This is a genomic window from Actinosynnema sp. NPDC037264 (assembly GCF_055603705.1).
In genome coordinates, this window is record NZ_JBVJVK010000013.1 from 68,066 (window position 1) to 83,914 (window position 15,849).

General features: G+C 73.5%; 16 protein-coding genes. 3 read left to right on the plus strand and 13 right to left on the minus strand.

Going from position 1 to position 15,849, the window contains the following annotated elements; genetic code table 11:
* Positions 1–17: 17 nt before the first annotated feature.
* Positions 18–638 carry an LppU/SCO3897 family protein gene (locus tag ACZ7GX_RS17175; protein WP_498777662.1) on the minus strand — a complete coding sequence of 207 codons (621 nt, stop codon included), beginning with the start codon at positions 636–638 and terminating at the stop codon, positions 18–20.
* A 211-nt stretch (positions 639–849) separates the two neighbouring features.
* On the opposite strand from ACZ7GX_RS17175, the gene ACZ7GX_RS17180 reads away from it, so the two are divergent.
* The 3 genes from ACZ7GX_RS17180 to ACZ7GX_RS17190 all read left to right on the plus strand — a co-directional run bounded on the left by ACZ7GX_RS17180 (position 850) and on the right by ACZ7GX_RS17190 (position 4,043).
* Positions 850–2,511 carry a DNA repair helicase XPB gene (locus ACZ7GX_RS17180; RefSeq protein ID WP_498777664.1) on the plus strand — a complete coding sequence of 554 codons (1,662 nt, stop codon included), beginning with the start codon at positions 850–852 and terminating at the stop codon, positions 2,509–2,511.
* Positions 2,512–2,633: 122 nt separating this feature from the next.
* Positions 2,634–3,098, plus strand: coding sequence for a hypothetical protein (locus tag ACZ7GX_RS17185; RefSeq protein WP_498777666.1), 465 nt, complete (start codon positions 2,634–2,636; stop codon positions 3,096–3,098).
* 9 nt (positions 3,099–3,107) lie between these two features.
* Positions 3,108–4,043, plus strand: coding sequence for an o-succinylbenzoate synthase (locus tag ACZ7GX_RS17190; protein WP_498777668.1), 936 nt, complete (start codon positions 3,108–3,110; stop codon positions 4,041–4,043).
* Positions 4,044–4,052: 9 nt separating this feature from the next.
* Here ACZ7GX_RS17190 and ACZ7GX_RS17195 read toward each other — a convergent pair whose 3' ends face one another.
* The 12 genes from ACZ7GX_RS17195 to ACZ7GX_RS17250 form a co-directional block, all read right to left on the minus strand.
* Positions 4,053–5,084 carry a serine hydrolase domain-containing protein gene (locus ACZ7GX_RS17195; RefSeq protein ID WP_498777670.1) on the minus strand — a complete coding sequence of 344 codons (1,032 nt, stop codon included), beginning with the start codon at positions 5,082–5,084 and terminating at the stop codon, positions 4,053–4,055.
* Complete coding sequence (locus ACZ7GX_RS17200) at positions 5,081–5,986, minus strand: DUF6895 family protein (protein WP_498777673.1); 906 nt, start codon at positions 5,984–5,986, stop codon at positions 5,081–5,083. The genes ACZ7GX_RS17195 and ACZ7GX_RS17200 overlap by 4 nt, the downstream gene beginning before the upstream one ends.
* Positions 5,983–6,675 (minus strand): hypothetical protein, encoded by a 693-nt coding sequence (locus ACZ7GX_RS17205; protein ID WP_498777675.1) that lies wholly within the window; start codon positions 6,673–6,675, stop codon positions 5,983–5,985. The genes ACZ7GX_RS17200 and ACZ7GX_RS17205 overlap by 4 nt, the downstream gene beginning before the upstream one ends.
* A 42-nt stretch (positions 6,676–6,717) precedes the next feature.
* Complete coding sequence (locus ACZ7GX_RS17210; protein ID WP_498777677.1) at positions 6,718–6,906, minus strand: hypothetical protein; 189 nt, start codon at positions 6,904–6,906, stop codon at positions 6,718–6,720.
* A 199-nt stretch (positions 6,907–7,105) separates the two neighbouring features.
* Positions 7,106–8,206 carry a CapA family protein gene (locus ACZ7GX_RS17215; protein ID WP_498777882.1) on the minus strand — a complete coding sequence of 367 codons (1,101 nt, stop codon included), beginning with the start codon at positions 8,204–8,206 and terminating at the stop codon, positions 7,106–7,108.
* A complete protein-coding gene (locus tag ACZ7GX_RS17220; RefSeq protein WP_498777679.1) occupies positions 8,203–8,829 on the minus strand; it encodes an SRPBCC family protein in 627 nt (208 codons plus the stop codon). The genes ACZ7GX_RS17215 and ACZ7GX_RS17220 overlap by 4 nt, the downstream gene beginning before the upstream one ends.
* A complete protein-coding gene (locus tag ACZ7GX_RS17225; RefSeq protein WP_498777681.1) occupies positions 8,826–9,680 on the minus strand; it encodes an FAD binding domain-containing protein in 855 nt (284 codons plus the stop codon). The genes ACZ7GX_RS17220 and ACZ7GX_RS17225 overlap by 4 nt, the downstream gene beginning before the upstream one ends.
* Positions 9,677–12,139: a xanthine dehydrogenase family protein molybdopterin-binding subunit gene (locus tag ACZ7GX_RS17230; protein WP_498777683.1), complete on the minus strand. Its 2,463-nt coding sequence runs from the start codon at positions 12,137–12,139 to the stop codon at positions 9,677–9,679. The genes ACZ7GX_RS17225 and ACZ7GX_RS17230 overlap by 4 nt, the downstream gene beginning before the upstream one ends.
* On the minus strand, positions 12,136–12,678 hold the full coding sequence (locus tag ACZ7GX_RS17235; protein ID WP_498777685.1) for a (2Fe-2S)-binding protein: 543 nt from the start codon (positions 12,676–12,678) through the stop codon (positions 12,136–12,138). Before ACZ7GX_RS17235 ends, ACZ7GX_RS17230 begins: the two co-directional genes overlap by 4 nt.
* Before the next feature lie 72 nt (positions 12,679–12,750).
* The gene (locus tag ACZ7GX_RS17240) at positions 12,751–13,857 is read right to left on the minus strand and encodes an XdhC family protein (RefSeq protein WP_498777687.1); all 1,107 of its coding nucleotides are present in this window, start codon (positions 13,855–13,857) and stop codon (positions 12,751–12,753) included.
* Entirely contained in the window at positions 13,850–14,947 is a 1,098-nt protein-coding gene (locus ACZ7GX_RS17245; protein ID WP_498777689.1) for a vWA domain-containing protein, read from the minus strand. Before ACZ7GX_RS17245 ends, ACZ7GX_RS17240 begins: the two co-directional genes overlap by 8 nt.
* Entirely contained in the window at positions 14,944–15,822 is an 879-nt protein-coding gene (locus tag ACZ7GX_RS17250) for an AAA family ATPase (RefSeq protein WP_498777691.1), read from the minus strand. The genes ACZ7GX_RS17245 and ACZ7GX_RS17250 overlap by 4 nt, the downstream gene beginning before the upstream one ends.
* Between the last annotated feature and the right edge of the window lie 27 nt (positions 15,823–15,849).

The following is a 15,849-nucleotide window of genomic DNA, read 5'->3' on the forward strand; positions in this document are numbered from 1 at the left end:
CGCGCTCGCGAGCCGGGTCAGGCTTCCTCGGTCGGCGCGAAGCAGAGGGTCGTCTTCGGCTCGGGGAACGTCAGCGGCGCGCCCTCGGTGCAGGCGCTCTCGTCGGCGGTGCCCTTGATCAGCTTGACCAGCTTGACCGTGCCCGCCTTGCCGCAGTCGACGGCCGGGTAGCCCATCTGCGAGGTGTTGTCGAGGTCGTAGCAGCTGCCCTCGACCAGGTTCGGCACCAGGCACAGCTTCGAGTCCGGGCCACGACGGGCGGACTCGGTGTACTCGTCGTAGTACTCGCCGGCGCACTTCGCGCTGGTGGAGTCGAGCACCTGGCCGACGGTGTAGTTCGCCTCGGCGGAGCCGCAGTCGACGGTCTTGAACTCCGGCTTCGTGTTCGTGCCGGTCACGTTCGCGCAGTCGCCGGCCTTGGTCTGCGCCGCGTCACTGGTGAAGTAGTTGATGCCGTAGACGACCACACCGGCCACCGCGATACCGATGATCGCGGTGAGGATGCGCGCGACGATGCCCTTCTTCTTCGGCGCAGGCGGAATCGGCTGGCCCTGCGGGGCGTTGTGGAACTGCGGGGCGCCCTGGTGCTGCGGACCGTTCTGGTACTGCGGTGCGGACGCGGGCATGTCCGTGCTCATGTGGACCTTCGTTCATCCGGGGAGGGCCCCAGTGCATCCGCGCGTAGGGTCGCGGTGGGGCGCAGGGACGCTATCGGCTGCACCACAAGGGCGTACGCGGCTTTACCGAACCGAGTCCGTAAGCGTTGCGTGCACGTGCGCGTACTGTCCGCTTTCGACTTGCACGCGGTAGGCACACTTGAAGGACACCAAGCGACAGGAGCGCGCACCCGTGACCGACGGCCCTTTGATCGTCCAGTCGGACAAGACCCTGCTGCTGGAGGTCGAGCACCCGCTGTCGGACGACGCGCGCACCGCCATCGCGCCGTTCGCCGAGCTCGAACGCGCGCCCGAGCACGTCCACACCTACCGCATCACGCCGCTGGCGCTGTGGAACGCGCGCGCCGCCGGCCACGACGCCGAGCAGGTGGTCGACGCGCTGGTCCGGTTCTCCCGCTACCCCGTGCCGCAGCCGTTGCTGGTGGACGTGGTCGACACGATGGGCCGGTTCGGCCGGCTCCAGCTGGCCAACCACCCCGCGCACGGCCTGGTGCTGAACTCGCTGGACCGCGCCGTGCTGGAGGAGGTCCTCCGGCACAAGAAGGTCAAGCCGATGCTGGGCGCGCGAGTGGACGACGACACGGTGGTCGTGCACCCGAGCGAACGCGGCCGGCTCAAGCAGCTGCTGCTCAAGATCGGCTGGCCGGCGGAGGACCTGGCCGGGTACGTCGACGGCGAGGCCCACCCGATCGACCTGGTCGAGGACGGCTGGGAGCTGCGCGACTACCAGCGCCGGGCCGCGCAGGCGTTCTGGGCCGGCGGCTCGGGCGTGGTCGTGCTGCCGTGCGGCGCGGGCAAGACGCTGGTCGGCGCGGCGGCGATGGCCGAGGCGGGCGCGACCACGTTGATCCTGGTCACCAACACCGTGGCCGGTCGGCAGTGGAAGCGGGAGCTGGTCGCGCGGACCTCGTTGACCGAGGACGAGATCGGCGAGTACTCCGGCGAGCGCAAGGAGATCCGGCCGGTCACCATCGCGACCTACCAGGTGATCACCCGCAAGTCGAAGGGCGAGTACAAGCACCTGGAGCTGTTCGACTCGCGGGACTGGGGCCTGATCGTCTACGACGAGGTGCACCTGCTGCCCGCGCCGGTGTTCCGGATGACGGCCGACCTCCAGTCGCGCCGCCGCCTCGGGCTGACCGCGACGCTGGTGCGCGAGGACGGCCAGGAGGGCGACGTGTTCTCGCTGATCGGGCCGAAGCGGTACGACGTGCCGTGGCGCGACATCGAGGCGCAGGGCTGGATCGCGCCCGCCGAGTGCGTCGAGGTGCGGGTGACGTTGACCGACAACGAGCGGCTGGAGTACGCGACGGCCGAGGCGGAGGAGCGCTACAAGCTGTGCTCCACGGCCCGGACGAAGCTGCCGGTGGTGAAGGCGATCCTGGACCGGCACCCCGACGAGCCGACGTTGGTGATCGGGGCCTACCTGGACCAGTTGGAGTCGCTCGGCGAGGCGCTGGACGCGCCGATCATCCAGGGCTCGACGAAGAACAAGGAGCGCGAGGCCCTGTTCGACCGGTTCCGGCGCGGCGAGCTGCGGACGTTGGTGGTGTCGAAGGTGGCGAACTTCTCCATCGACCTGCCCGAGGCGTCGGTGGCCGTGCAGGTGTCGGGGACGTTCGGGTCGCGGCAGGAGGAGGCGCAGCGGCTGGGCCGGTTGTTGCGGCCCAAGGGCGACGGTCGGCAGGCGCACTTCTACTCGGTCGTGTCACGGGACACGTTGGACACCGACTACGCGGCGCACCGGCAGCGGTTCCTGGCGGAGCAGGGCTACGCGTACAAGATCGTGGACGCGGACGACCTGCTCGGCCCGAAGCTGCCCGAGGTCGGCTGAGCCGACGCACCGGGACGCCCCGACCCGCCTCCGGGTCGGGGCGGGCCCGAGGATTTTGCGCTCCGGGAGAAGAACGCTATTAAGGACCGGTGACCCGGATCGCGCCGTTACCCCGTTGGTGGATGTGGCGGCCCGAGGCCGACCTCGACGCGATCCGCCGTGCGGCGAAGGGGAAACGGGTCTGGGCGCGGCCGTCCGAGTGGGACGTCGTGCTGGCGGCCGACGCGCGGGACGTCGTGCACTGCGAGCAGTTCACCGATCCCGGCCAACGCCGCCGCGCCGGCCGCCTGTGCGCCCACTTCGACGCCATGCGGGACCTGGACGCGCGGCGGGTCGCGCGGGTGGAACTGCTGCTGTGGCGGGCGTTGCTGGCGTTGCGGGACAGCCAGCCGGTGCGGGAGGCGTTGCGGCGGACCGAGAACCGGCCCGGCCTGGCCGCCGCGATCGCCGAGCCGACCCGCGAGCTGGCCGAACTGGACCGTCGCCTCGACCAGTTCGAGTCGGCGCTGCGGATCGTCGTGGAGGAGCTGGACCCGGAGCTCACCGGCGCCGCACTGCGCCGGGTCGCCGCGCTGGACCCGCTCTAAGCTCGTCCGGTGCTGGTCTACTCGATCCCGATGCGCAACCGGTTCCGCGGCATCACGGTGCGCGAGGGCGTGCTGCTGGAAGGGCCCGCCGGGTGGGGTGAGTTCTGCGCGTTCCTCGACTACTCCGACGACGAGTGCGCGCCGTGGCTGGCGTGCGCGCTGGAGGCCGCCGAGCAGGGGTGGCCCGCGCCGGTCCGCGACCGGATCCCGGTCAACTGCACGGTTCCCGTCGTCTCCCCGGAACGCGCGCACGCCATCGTGGCCCGTTCGGGTTGCGCCACGGCGAAGGTGAAGGTGGCCGACCCGGGCACGCCGCTCGCCGACGACCTGGCGCGCGTCGAGGCGGTGCGGGACGCGCTCGGGCCGTCCGGTGCCATCCGGGTGGACGCGAACATGGCGTGGGACGTGGACGCGGCCGTGCGCGCGATCCGCGAGCTGGAACGGGCGGCCCAGGGCCTGGAGTACGTCGAGCAGCCGTGCCCGTCGATCGAGGAGTTGGCGGCGGTGCGGCGGCGGGTCGACGTGCGGATCGCGGCGGACGAGTCGATCCGGCGGGCGGAGGACCCGTTGAAGGTGGCGGTGGCCGGTGCGGCGGACATCGCGGTGATCAAGGTCGCGCCGCTGGGCGGTGTGCGGCGGGCGTTGGCCGTGGCGCAGGCGTGCGGGCTGCCGTGCGTGGTGTCGTCGGCGGTGGAGACGTCGGTCGGGATGGCGGCCGGGTTGGCGTTGGCGGGTGCGTTGCCGGAGCTGGACTTCGCGTGCGGCCTGGGCACGTTGTCGCTGATGGACGGTGACGTGACCGGTGACCCGCTGCTGCCGGTGGACGGCTACCTGCCCGTGCCGGCGCGCGCCCCGGAGCCCGACCGCTTCGCCGAGTTCGCCGCCGACGACGTGACCGCGGCCCGGTGGCTGGCCCGTCTCGACCGGGTCCGCGCCGGGTCCTGAGCGTGGGGTTCAGGGGTCCTGGGTGTTCGACACGAGGGGCTTGGAGGTGCGGCTCGCGGCGCGGTCGACCAGTGACCAGGCGGCGTCGTAGCAGCGTTGCACGAACGTGCCGCCCACGGTCGGACCCGCGTTGGCCAGGGCGGCGAACGCGGTCGACGTGGAGGGGCTGAAGGCGGCGAACGCCGTGCAGCCGCGCGTGGCGCCGGAGTGGAACAGCAGCTCGCGGCCCGCTCGGCGGCGCAGGTTCCACACCAGGCACACCTCGTGGTCGCCGGCCGACACCCGCGGCCGGGCGGCGTCGGCGACGGCCCGGCCCAGCGGCCCGGTGAACGGCGGCAGGTGGGCGGTCAGGTAGCGCAGCAGGTCGAGCGCCGACGAGCGCAGGGCGCCGGCGGCGGGCAGGCCGGGAATCTCCCACGGCGGCCGGGGACGTCCCCGCAGGTGCCCGGTGACCTGCGCGGACGCCGAGCAGTCCGTGTCGGTCAGGTTCAGCGGGCGCAGCACGCGGTCGGCCAGCAGGTCGGCGTAGGGCCGGCCCGCCGCGGCGGCCAGGGCCTCGCCCAGCAGCGCACCGCCGAAGTTCGAGTAGCGGTAGCGGCCGGGCGCGCGGGCCCGGGTGCGGCGCAGCGCGGCGGCGAAGTCGTCGGCGTCGAAGTCGCGGTAGGGGTTGGTGCGCCAGCGCGGCGCCGCCCGCGGCAGCAGGCCGGGCGGGAGGCGGGGCAGGCCGGAGGTGTGGGTGGCCAGGCGCTCCAGGGTGACGTCGGGGCCCAGGAAGGGCACCGATCCCGGCGGCAGGTGGCGTCGGACGGGGTCGGCCGGGTCCACCTCGCCCCGCCCGGCCATCTCGGCGAGCAGCAGGCCGGTGAACGTCTTGGTCAGCGAGCCCAGCTCGAAGCGGGTGTGCCCGGTGACCGGCGAGGACGCCCGGCGACCGGTCGTGCCGCCGACCAGGACGAGTTCCCGGTCGCCCTGGCGCAGCGCGACCGCCACCCCCGTGGCGTCGGGCGCGGCGGCCGGCAGGTGCTCAACCAGGTCCCTCACGTGCGGCTGCCGAGCAACCGGGACATGGCCAGCGTGCCCGCGACGGCGGCCACCACGGCGGTGTGCTGGTGGTCGTGGAACCGCTTGCGCGGGTCGTCGACGACCGGGTCGGTGTCGCGCGGCACGAACCCGTCGGGGTGCTGGGCCTTCGCGAACAGCTCCCACTCGGCCACCTCGCAGCGCGGCTCGGGCAGGCACGCGCCCACGATCAGGAACTCGCCGAGCAGGTCCCACTGCCCCGCTTCCGCCCACACGTCGACCCACACCGGGAGCCAGTTCTCCAGGTACTCGACCACGTCGGCCGGCAGGGCGTCCGGCAGCGCGCCCCAGTCGGTGAAGTGGAAGACGGCGTGCGTGAGGTGGTAGGCGGTGTACCAGTCCAGCGCCCACGGCTGCGGCGTGCGACCCAGCCACGTCTGCCGGAGCATGGCCATGAGGTCGTCGTCCCGGTGGATGCCCACCACGCGGTGGGCGTTGGCCACGGCCAGCCTCCGGTTGGGCAGCACCTCGGTCAGGGAGTCCGCGGCCGAGCCCTCGCGGAGGGCCTCCTCCAGCGACTCGTGGTGGTAGCCGCTGCGGGCGTGGTGGACGTAGGTCTCCAGCGGGTCGGTGAGCAGGGCGTGCCGCAGCTGGCGTTCGTAGAGCAGGTCGCCGTCGCGCAACTGGCCCCAGGAGAAGTCCAGCAGCTCGCGCGCCGCCGCCTGCTCCGCCGTGCCGGCCACGCCCTCGCGCAGCACCAGCGACGACACGAGCGCCAGCTCGCACAGCGACTTGTAGACCCCGTTCGGGTCGTTGAGGTCCGCGGTGGCGTCGTCCTCGAACGCGCCCAGCTCGCGGTGGGCGTGCAACCAGCCGAGGGCTCCCGCGGTGACGTCGTGGGCGATGTGGACCACCGTGGTCACGGCTCACCCACCAGGTGACGGGCGACCGCGAGGTCGAGCAGCCGCCGCGGCTCCGGGCCCACCCGCAACGCGACGTGCTCGACCAGCATCACCGGACTGAACGGCAGCGGGGCGCCCGCGGCGTGCACGAAGGCGACCCAGCGGGTCAGGCGGCTCGCGGTGGCGAAGTCCCGCCGCAGCACGGTCCGCAGCACGCCCCGGCACAGGGCCAGCGGCTGCGCCACCACCGCGTCCACCACGGGACCGGTCGCGCCGGGGTGGGCCAACGACGACAGCTGCGCCACGGCCACCGACCACCGCGCCCACTCCCGCGCCGGGCCCAGCACGCCGGCCGGGTCCTCGGGCGTCGCGACGGCCGCGTCGCCCGTGACGCGCGCGAGCAGGCGGGCGGTGGACCAGTCGTGCCAGGCCATCACCCGCTGCTCCGGCGCGGCCGGCTCCGCGACCGGCGGGAACACCGCGAGGGACGCCGTGACGACTTCCACGTCCTGGGCGTCCAGCGGGCGGTTCAGCACCACGTGCGGCAGGAAGACGTCCGCGCCGACCAACCGGACCGCGCCGAGCCCGGCGGTCGGGTCGGCGCGCGACTCGAGGAAGGCGGCGAGGTCGACCCCACCGCCACCCCTCAGCGCGCCGAGCACCCGACCGGCCAGGTCCGCGGCGTCACGCGCACAGGACGACGCGTCCACGGCACTCCCGTCGCACGTTCGTTCGAGCTCGGACGGTGGGCGTTACTTCGCGGGCTCCTTCGGCGTGCCCGGCGAGAGCGCCAGCAGCAGGCCGAGCAGGAGGACGCCGGCGGCGTTCGGCACGGGCAGCGGCGGGTCGGACAACTCCGACTCGGGCTCCGCCACCAGCGTGCTCAGCCGCGCCAGGTCGCCGGGCGAGGCGACCGGCAGGGTCAAGGTGTGAACAGACATTGGAGCCTCCCTCCACAGTGGGCGTCACGACGTTCGTCGCAGTGGCTGCCCGTGAATGTTCGCCCATCGAGTGGAGCACAGCCGGCCGCGTACGTCTTCTGCCCGGCTCGGGATCCCGGCCGGTAATAACTGAGTGGGTGACAAGTGGTTTTCCGTTTCGCCCCAACGGTTTCGGAGCGTTACGGCCTGCCGGCCCCGGTCACGGGTGGGCGATGGTGGAGCCCAGGCTGCGCACGACGCCGTCGGTGCGGGCGAGGGCTTCCGCCCGGCGCGGGGTGGCCGGGACGCGGGTCAGGTCGACCACGCGGATGGGTGGGCCGAACTCGACCAGGGTCGGGACGTAGGACGCCTCCTGGACCGCCCAGCCGGACGGTCCCTTCACGAACTTGAAGCGGGTGACGATGCCCTCTTCCGTGATGCCCCGCGGCTCGGAGTGGCGGGCCACCTCGTTGCCCATGCCGTAGACGACCCACTTGCCGCCGATCTGCTCGATCGGCTGCACGGCGTGCACGTGCGTGCCGATGATCAGGTCCACCGCCGGGTCGGCGAGGACGGCCCGCGCCATCTCCCGCTGCTGCGGCGTCGCCTCGTGCTGGTACTCGTTGCCCCAGTGCAGGCTCGCCACCACGACCTCCGCGCCGGCCGCCTTCGCCGCGCGCGCCGCGGCCAGCACGCCCTCCGTGGAGAGCTGGTTCGCCATCCACGGCTGCGGCAGCGGGATGCCGTTGAACCCGTAGGTGAACGCGATGTGCCCGACCTTCACCCCGCCCACGTCCAGCAGCAACGGGGTCGCGGACTCCTCCGGCGAGCGGAACGAGCCGGTGTGCTTCAGCCCGGCCGCGTCCATCACGTCCAACGTCGTCCTGATGGCAGGCGCGCCCCGGTCGAGGGTGTGGTTGGACGAGGTGGAGCAGCTGTCGTAGCCGATCTCCTTCAACGCCGACGCGACCTCGGGCGGCGCGCTGAACGCCGGGTAGCCGTAGGTCGGCGCGCCCGGCGCGGACAGCGGCGTCTCCAGGTGGCAGATCGACACGTCGGCGTCGATCGCCTCGCGCAGCCCCTCCAGCAGCGGCACGAAGTTCCGCGCGCCGTCGGCGTCGGCCTGCTCGGTCAGCGCCGGGTGGATCAGGATGTCGCCGCCCGCGGCCAGGGTGAACGACGGCGGCTCCGGCTCTGACGACGTGGTGGTCACGGGCGCGGACCGCGCGGACGTGATCACCACCGGCGACCCGGTGCAGGCCGCGAGCAGGCAGAGGCAGGCGACCAGCCCGAGGACCGGTCGCCCGCCGCGCGCGTTCAGCGGTGCCGCCCGCGGAGCCTGCGCACCAGCAGCGCCACCACCAGCAGCCCGGCCACGACCGGCAGCACCCGCTTGAGCAGGGGCACGCCCGCCGTGTCGAGCAGGTCGATCGGCTCGTCGGGCACGGCGCGCAGGTGCGGCTTGGCGGCGGTCTCCGTAGCAGTCACCTCCTCAGCTTCCGCCGGCGCGAGCCGCGTCGCCAGGCATTCCGCGAACTCGCCGATGATCCTGCCGCTGACCTCGCTGATCAGACCCCGGCCGAGCTGGGCGGGACGGCCGGTGATGCTCAGGTCCGTGACCACGGACACCTCGGTGCCGTCCGAGGCCGACACCAGCGCCACGGACACGGAGGCGGACGCGGTGCCGTTGCCCCTGGTGTCCTTGCCGGACGCCTTCAGCACGGCCGCGTGCACCCGCTCGTCGACGGAGGTGAACTCGCCGGTCCCCTTGTACAGCAGCGTGACGGGCCCGAGCTTGACCTTGACCGTGCCGGTGAACTTCCGCCCCTCGACCCCGGTGAGGGTGGCGCCCGGCATGCACGGCGCCACCTTCTCCGGGTCGAGCAGCGCCGCCCACACGTCCGGCACGGGCGCGGGGACGGCGAACCGGTGCTCGAGCTTCATGCGCTCACCGCGGCCGTCACCGCCCGCTCGGTGAGCACGCGGGCCAGGTGCGACCGGTACTCGGCGTCGGCGTTGCCGTCGCTGGACGGGTCGGCCCCCTCGGCGGCCCGGGTGGCCGCCGCCGTGATCGCCTCGGCCGTCGCGGGCTGCCCGACCAGCGCTTCCTCCACGCCGCGGGCCCGCACCGGGGTCGAGCCCATGTTGGTCAGGCCGACCCGCGCGTCGGCGATCCGGCCCTCGGCCACCCGCACCGCCGCGGCCACCGCCACGATCGACCACGCCTGCGCCACGCGGTTGAACTTCTCGTAGTGCGCGCCCCAGCCGGTCAGCTTGGGCACCTTGACGTGGGTGAGCAGCTCGTCGGGCGCCAACGCGGTGGTGAAGTAGTCGACGAAGAACTCCGCCGCGGGCACCTCGCGCGTGCCGTCCGGCCCGGCGCACACCATCACCGCGTCCAGCGCCAACGCGGGCGCGAGCAGGTCGCCCGCCGGGTCGGCGTGGGCGAGCGAGCCGCCGAACGTGCCCCGGTGGCGCACCTGCGGGTCGGCGACGGTGTCCGTGGCCAGCCGCAGCAGCCCCGCGTGCTCGCGCACCAGCGGGTCGCGCTGCACCTCGTAGTGCGTGGTCATGGCGCCGATGCGCAGCGAGTCGCCGTCGTCGTGCACGCCGGTCAGCTCGGTCAGCCCGGACAGGTCGACCACCACGGTCGGCACGGCCAGCCGCATCCGCAGCACCGGGATGAGGCTCTGCCCGCCGGCCATCACCTTGGCGTCCTCGCCGCCGGCGGCCAGCGCGCGCACCGCCTCGTCCACCGTGGTGGGCGCGACGTAGTCGAACTCGGCCGGGATCATTCCGCACCTCCCCGCTCGTCGGCGGCGCGCGAGTCGAGGGAGCCGAGGCCGCCGCCCGCGCCGGGCGTGGTCGGCACGCCGTCGCCGCGGCCCTGGATCGCCTTCCACACCCGCATCGGGGTGCACGGCATCTCGACGTCGGTGACGCCCAGGTGCCGCACGGCGTCGACGATCGAGTTGACCACGGCGGGCGTGGACGCGATCGTGCCCGCCTCGCCGACGCCCTTCACGCCCAGCGGGTTGCTGGTCGCGGGCGTCTCGGTGCGGTCGGTGGTGAAGTGCGGCAGGTCGACCGCGGAGGGCAGCAGGTAGTCGGCGAAGGTGGCCGTGGTGAGCGTGCCGCTCTCGTCGTGCACCGCCTCCTCGTACAGGGCCTGCGCGATGCCCTGCGCCAGGCCGCCGTGCACCTGGCCCTCCACGATCATCGGGTTGACCACCTTGCCGACGTCGTCCACGCACACGTACGAGCGGATCTTCACCGCGCCGGTCCGCGTGTCGACCTCGGTGGCGCACAGGTGCGTGCCGTGCGGGTAGGAGAAGTTCTCCGGGTCGAACGTGGCCTCGGCGTCCAGGCCGGGTTCCACGCCGTCGGGCAGGTCGTGCGCGACGTGCGCGGCCACCACCACGTCGCCGAGGGCCATGGTCGTGGACGTGCCGCGCACGGAGAACGCGCCGGCGGTGAACTCGACGTCGTCCTCGGCGACCTCCATCAGGTGCGCGGCGACCGTGCGCGCCTTGGCCAGCACCTTGTCCGCGGCCAGCGCCACCGCCACGCCGCCGACGGCCAGCGACCGCGAGCCGTAGCTGTCCAGGCCGCGGTGCGAGACGCGCGTGTCGCCGTGCAGCACCTCGACGTCCTCGAACGGCACGCCGAGCCGGTCGGCCACGATCTGGCTCCACGCCGTCACGTGGCCCTGGCCGTGCGGCGAGGTGCCGGTGATCAGCTCGACCTTGCCGGTGGGCAGCATCCGGATCGCCGCGTGCTCCCAGCCGCCCGCCGCGTACCGCAGGGCGCCGAGCACGCGTGACGGCGCGAGCCCGCACATCTCGGTGTAGGTGGAGATGCCGATGCCCAGCTGCACCTGGTCGCCGTTGGCGCGGCGCTCGGCCTGCTCCGCGCGCAGCGCGTCGTACCCGAACAGCTCCTTCGCGCGGGCGGTGGCGGTCTCGTAGTCGCCCGAGTCGTAGGTCAGGCCCGCGACCGTGGTGAACGGGAACTCGTCGTGCTTGATCCAGTTCCGCTCGCGCAGCTCCAGCGGGTCGACGCCCAGCTCGGCGGCCAGCTCGTCCATGATCCGCTCGATGGCGAACGTGGCCTCGGGCCGTCCCGCGCCGCGGTACGCGTCGGTCGGCACCTTGTTGGTGAACACGTTCGTGCAGGTGAACCGGTAGGCCGGGAACTTGTAGATGGCGTTGAACATGAACGCGCCGAGGATCGGCACCCCCGACGAGATCAGCCGCAGGTAGGCGCCCATGTCGGCGAGCAGGTCCACCTTCAGGCCGGTGACCGTGCCGTCGCGGCGGGCCGCGATCGTGATGCGCTGCAGCTGGTCGCGGCCGTGGTGGCCGGACAGCATCGACTCGGTGCGCGACTCGGTCCACTTGACCGGCTTGCCCAGCCGGCGCGCGACCAGCAGGGTCAGCACCTCTTCCGGCGTGACCTGGAGCTTGCCGCCGAAGCCGCCGCCGACGTCGGGCGCGATGACGCGGAGCTGCTGCTCCGGGATGCCGAGCACGGCCGCCAGCATCCACCGCAGGAGGTGCGGCACCTGCGTGGACGACCACATCGTCACCGAGTCGGGTGACGGGTCGACCACGACCGAGCGGGGCTCCATGAACGCCGGGATCAGCCGCTGCTGGCGGAACGTCCGCTCGACCACCACCTCCGAGTCGGCCACGGCCCGGTCGACGTCGGACCCGGTGCCCGCCTCGGCGGAGTCGAACACCCAGGTGGCGCTCTTGTTCGTGCCCAGGTCGGGGTGGACGAGGTCGGCGTCCGGTCCGACCGCCTCCGCCAGGTCGAGCACGACCGGCAGGTCCTCGTAGTCCACGTCGATCAGCGCCAGCGCGTCGTGCGCCTCGGCGGCGCTGCGGGCCACGACCAGGGCGACGGCCTCGCCGGCGAAGTTCACCCGGTCGACGGCCAGCGACGGCGCGGGCGGCGCCAGCATGTCCTCGGTGATCGGCCACGCGCACGGCAGGCTGCCCTGCTCGGCGGCCAGGTCCTGGCCGGTGAGCGCGAGCAGCACGCCGGGCATCCGGACGGCCTCGGTGACGTCGATCGAGGTGATCCGGGCGTGCGCGACCGGGCTGCGCAGCACGGCCAGGTGCAGCATCCCGGCGAGCTGGATGTTGTCGGTCCACCGGGTCGCGCCGGTGATAAGCCGGGCGTCCTCCTTGCGGCGGCGGGCCTGGCCGATCTCCCGCGCGCCGGCTTCCGGTTCGGCGGTGGCGGTCATTCGCCACCCCCGGCGTGCATCGGGGCGCGGTCGACCAGCGCCGTCTCGTCCACGCGCTCCGCTTCGGGGCCGGAGCCGGGGCTCATCCTCTTCGCGGCGTCACGCACGGCGCGCACGATGTTCTGGTAGCCGGTGCAGCGGCAGAGGTTGCCCTCCAGGCCGTGCCGCACCTCGTCCTCGTCGGGGTCGGGGTTGTCCGCGAGCAGGTCGATGGCCTGCATGATCATGCCGGGGGTGCAGAAACCGCACTGCAACGCGTGGTTCTGGTGGAACGCCTGCTGGACGGGGTGCAGCTGCCCGTCGCGGGCGACGCCCTCGATGGTGGTGACCTCGCGGCCGTTCGCCTGGACCGCGAGCACGGCGCAGGACTTCACGCTGTGGCCGTCGAGGTGGACCGTGCACGCGCCGCAGTTGCTGGTGTCGCAGCCCACGACCGTGCCGGTCTTGCCGAGTCGCTCGCGCAGGTAGTGCACCAGCAGCGTGCGCGGTTCGACGTCGTCGCGGTAGTCGACGCCGTCGACGGTGACCGTTATCCGCATGAACCCTCCAAGAGTGGTGGTGATGGGGGTCACAGCCGAGACTGCTCTTTGTTGCCTCGTCAAACAACCCCCTCACTTGTGGATGGAGCCGTCCGTCCGGGCCAGTCGCCCACCTCCCCCGCCCCAGCGCAGCGCGATGATCTCCGCGGCGATCGACACCGCCGTCTCCTCGGGCGTGCGCGCGCCGAGGTCGAGGCCGATCGGGGACGCGAGCCTGGCCAGCTCGCCCTCGGCCAGGCCCGCCTCGCGCAGCCGGCGCAGCCGGTCGTCGTGCGTGCGGCGGGAGCCCATCGCGCCGACGTAGCCGAGCTTGAGGCGCAGCGCGACCTCCAGCAGCGGCACGTCGAACTTCGGGTCGTGGGTGAGCACCGCGACGACCGTGCGCTCGTCCACCTTCCCGGCGTCGGCCTGCCCGGCGAGGTAGCGGTGCGGCCAGTCGACGACCACCTCGTCGGCTTCGGGGAACCGGCTCTTCGTGGCGAACACCGGGCGCGCGTCGCACACCGTGACGCGGTAGCCGAGGAACGCGCCCAGCCTGGCCACGGCGGCGGCGAAGTCGATCGCGCCGAACACCAGCATCCGGGGCGGCGGCTCGAACGAGTTCACGAACACCGCCATGCCCTCGCCGCGCCGCTGCCCGTCGGGCCCGTAGTGCAGGGTGCCGCTGCGGCCGGTGGCGAGCAGGCCGCGGGCGTCGTCGGTGATGGCGTCGCGGGCGCGGGCCGAGGGGATGTCGCCGGTGGCCCGGTCGGGCCAGACGACCACCCGCCGGCCGACCCACTCGGGGTGTTCCACGATCGTGGCGATGGCCACCGGTTCCTGGGCGCGGACCGTCTCCAGGACCTCGGGCAGTTCGGGGAAGGTCAGCCGGTTGACCGGCTCGACGTAGACGTCGATGATCCCGCCGCAGGTCAGCCCCACCGCGAACGCGTCGTCGTCGGTCACGCCGTAGCGCTGGAGGACCGGCTGGTCGGTCCGCACCACCTCTTGGGCCAGCTCGTAGACGGCGCCTTCGACGCAGCCGCCGGAGACGCTGCCGACGACGGCGCCGTCCGCGCCGACCAGCATCGCCGCGCCGGGTGGGCGGGGCGCGGAGCTGAACGTGGCGACCACCGTGCCGACGCCGACCGTCTCCCCCCGGTCGACGCGATCGGCCAGTTCGGCGAGGACATCACGCAAGTCGAACCTCCTCCAGCAGGGCGTGCAGGGTGTCGAGGCTGTGGCCGGCGAGCAGCCGGTCCAGGTGCGGCAGGGCCGCGGCGATGCCGGACTGCACCGGCAAGTACCCGTCGTGGCCGGCGTGCGGGTTGACCCACACGACCTTGTGCGCGAGCCGCTTGAGCCGTCGGACCTGCTCGGCGAGCAGGGCCGCGTCGCCGCGTTCCCAGCCGTCGGAGCAGATGACCACGACGGCACGGCGTGCGGCCCCGCGTTGGCCCCAGCGGTCGAGGAACGCCTTGAGCGTCTCGCCGAGCCGGGTACCGCCCTCGTAGTCGGGCACGGCGCGCGCGGCGGCGGCCAGGGCCTGCCCGGGGTCGCGGTGGCGCAGCTGGCGGGTGACGCGGGTCAGGCGGGTGCCGAGCGTGCAGACCTCGACGGGCATGCGGCGGACGACGACGTGCGCGAAGCGGAGCAGCGCGTCGGCGTAGGGCTTCATCGAGCCGGAGACGTCGATCAGCAGCACGACCTTGCGGGGCCGGGTGGCGCGGCGGCGGTGGCGCGGCCGGGTCGGCTCGCCGGTGGCGAGCATGTCCTTAAGGGTGCGGCGCGGGTCGATCACGCCTCGCCGTGCCGGTGTCCGGCGCAGCGCGCGCCTCTTCGGCGGGACGGGTTCGAGGGCGGCCAGCAGTTCGTCCAGGTGCCGCTTCTCGGCGGGGCTGAGCGTGGCGATGTCCTTGCGCCGCAGCACTTCCACGTCACTGGCGGCCGCCTTGACCGCGGGCGCCCGCCGACCGCTCCGACCGCTCCGGCCGCCCGCCCCGTCGCCGAGCGCGGCCAGGTGGCTGGTCTGCCGGACGCGCCTGCCCGGTGCCGCGGGTGGCACCCCGCCGAACCAGGCCGCGAACGCCGCGTCGTACCGGGGCAGGTCGTCGGGCTCGCCGCACAACGTCACCCGGCCGGCCCAGTAGACGTCCTCGCGCCGTGCCACGTCGAGGACGTCGACCGCCGCGACGAACGCCTGCACCCGGTCCGGCCCGCACGCGACGCCACCGTGCCGGAGCGCGCGGGCGAACCCCACGAGCCCGATGGACGCCCCGGCTCCCGTCATCCCACGATTGTGCTCCCGGTCACGCCGCCGAGCACACCGGCTGAAAGGGCGCGCTGGGCGTCCTCCCGGTACTTGAGGACGGCACCGAGCGTGGTCGCCGCCGATTCCGCGTCCAGTTCGGTCCGGCCCAGGGTGAGCAGGGCTTCGGCCCAGTCCAGGGACTCCGCGACGCCCGGCGGCTTGAGGAGGTCCAGGTCGCGCAACCGCCGCACGGCTGACGCCACCTGGTGCGCGAGCCGTTCGGTGACGCCCGGCAGCCGGCGGCGGAGGATGGCGACCTCGCGGGCCAGGTCGGGGTGTTCCAGCCAGTGGTAGAGGCAGCGGCGCTTGAGGGCGTCGTGCACCTCGCGCGTGCGGTTGGACGTGAGCAGGACCAGCGGCGGGGTCTTCGCGGTGACGCGGCCCAGTTCGGGGATCGTCACCGCGTTCTCGCCGAGCACTTCGAGCAGGAACGCCTCGAACTCGTCGTCGGCCCGGTCCACCTCGTCCACGAGCAGGACGCACGGCGCGTCTTCGAGGGCTCGCAGGAGCGGCCGGGCGAGGAGGAAGCGGCGGGTGTAGAGGGAGGCTTCGGCCTGCTCGGCGTCGACGGGCCCGGCGGCTTCGAGGGCGCGCAGGTGCAGGAGCTGGCGGGGGAAGTCCCAGTCGTAGAGGGCCTGGGTGGCGTCGATGCCCTCGTGGCACTGGAGCCGGATCAGGGGCAGGTCGAGGGCTTGGGCGAGCGCGACGGCCAGGGACGTCTTGCCGGTGCCCGGCTCGCCCTCGCAGAACAACGGCCGGTGCATGCGCAACGCCAGGTAGGCGGCGGTCGCGATGCCCTGGTCGGGCAGGTAGCCGGCGCGGTCCAGGCCGGCGGCGAGCTCCTCTGGCGTCACGGTATCAGTTTGCCGCTGCTCCGCAGA

Excerpts from the sequence above, each read along its gene's own strand:
- ACZ7GX_RS17210 (WP_498777677.1), bottom strand. The coding sequence starts at position 6,906 with ATGTCTGTTCACACCTTGACCCTGCCGGTCGCCTCGCCCGGCGACCTG.
- ACZ7GX_RS17245 (WP_498777689.1), bottom strand. The coding sequence starts at position 14,947 with ATGACGGGAGCCGGGGCGTCCATCGGGCTCGTGGGGTTCGCCCGCGCG.
- ACZ7GX_RS17185 (WP_498777666.1), top strand. The coding sequence starts at position 2,634 with ATGTGGCGGCCCGAGGCCGACCTCGACGCGATCCGCCGTGCGGCGAAG.
- ACZ7GX_RS17220 (WP_498777679.1), bottom strand. The coding sequence starts at position 8,829 with ATGAAGCTCGAGCACCGGTTCGCCGTCCCCGCGCCCGTGCCGGACGTG.
- ACZ7GX_RS17230 (WP_498777683.1), bottom strand. The coding sequence starts at position 12,139 with ATGACCGCCACCGCCGAACCGGAAGCCGGCGCGCGGGAGATCGGCCAG.
- ACZ7GX_RS17235 (WP_498777685.1), bottom strand. The coding sequence starts at position 12,678 with ATGCGGATAACGGTCACCGTCGACGGCGTCGACTACCGCGACGACGTC.
- ACZ7GX_RS17175 (WP_498777662.1), bottom strand. The coding sequence starts at position 638 with ATGAGCACGGACATGCCCGCGTCCGCACCGCAGTACCAGAACGGTCCG.
- ACZ7GX_RS17225 (WP_498777681.1), bottom strand. The coding sequence starts at position 9,680 with ATGATCCCGGCCGAGTTCGACTACGTCGCGCCCACCACGGTGGACGAG.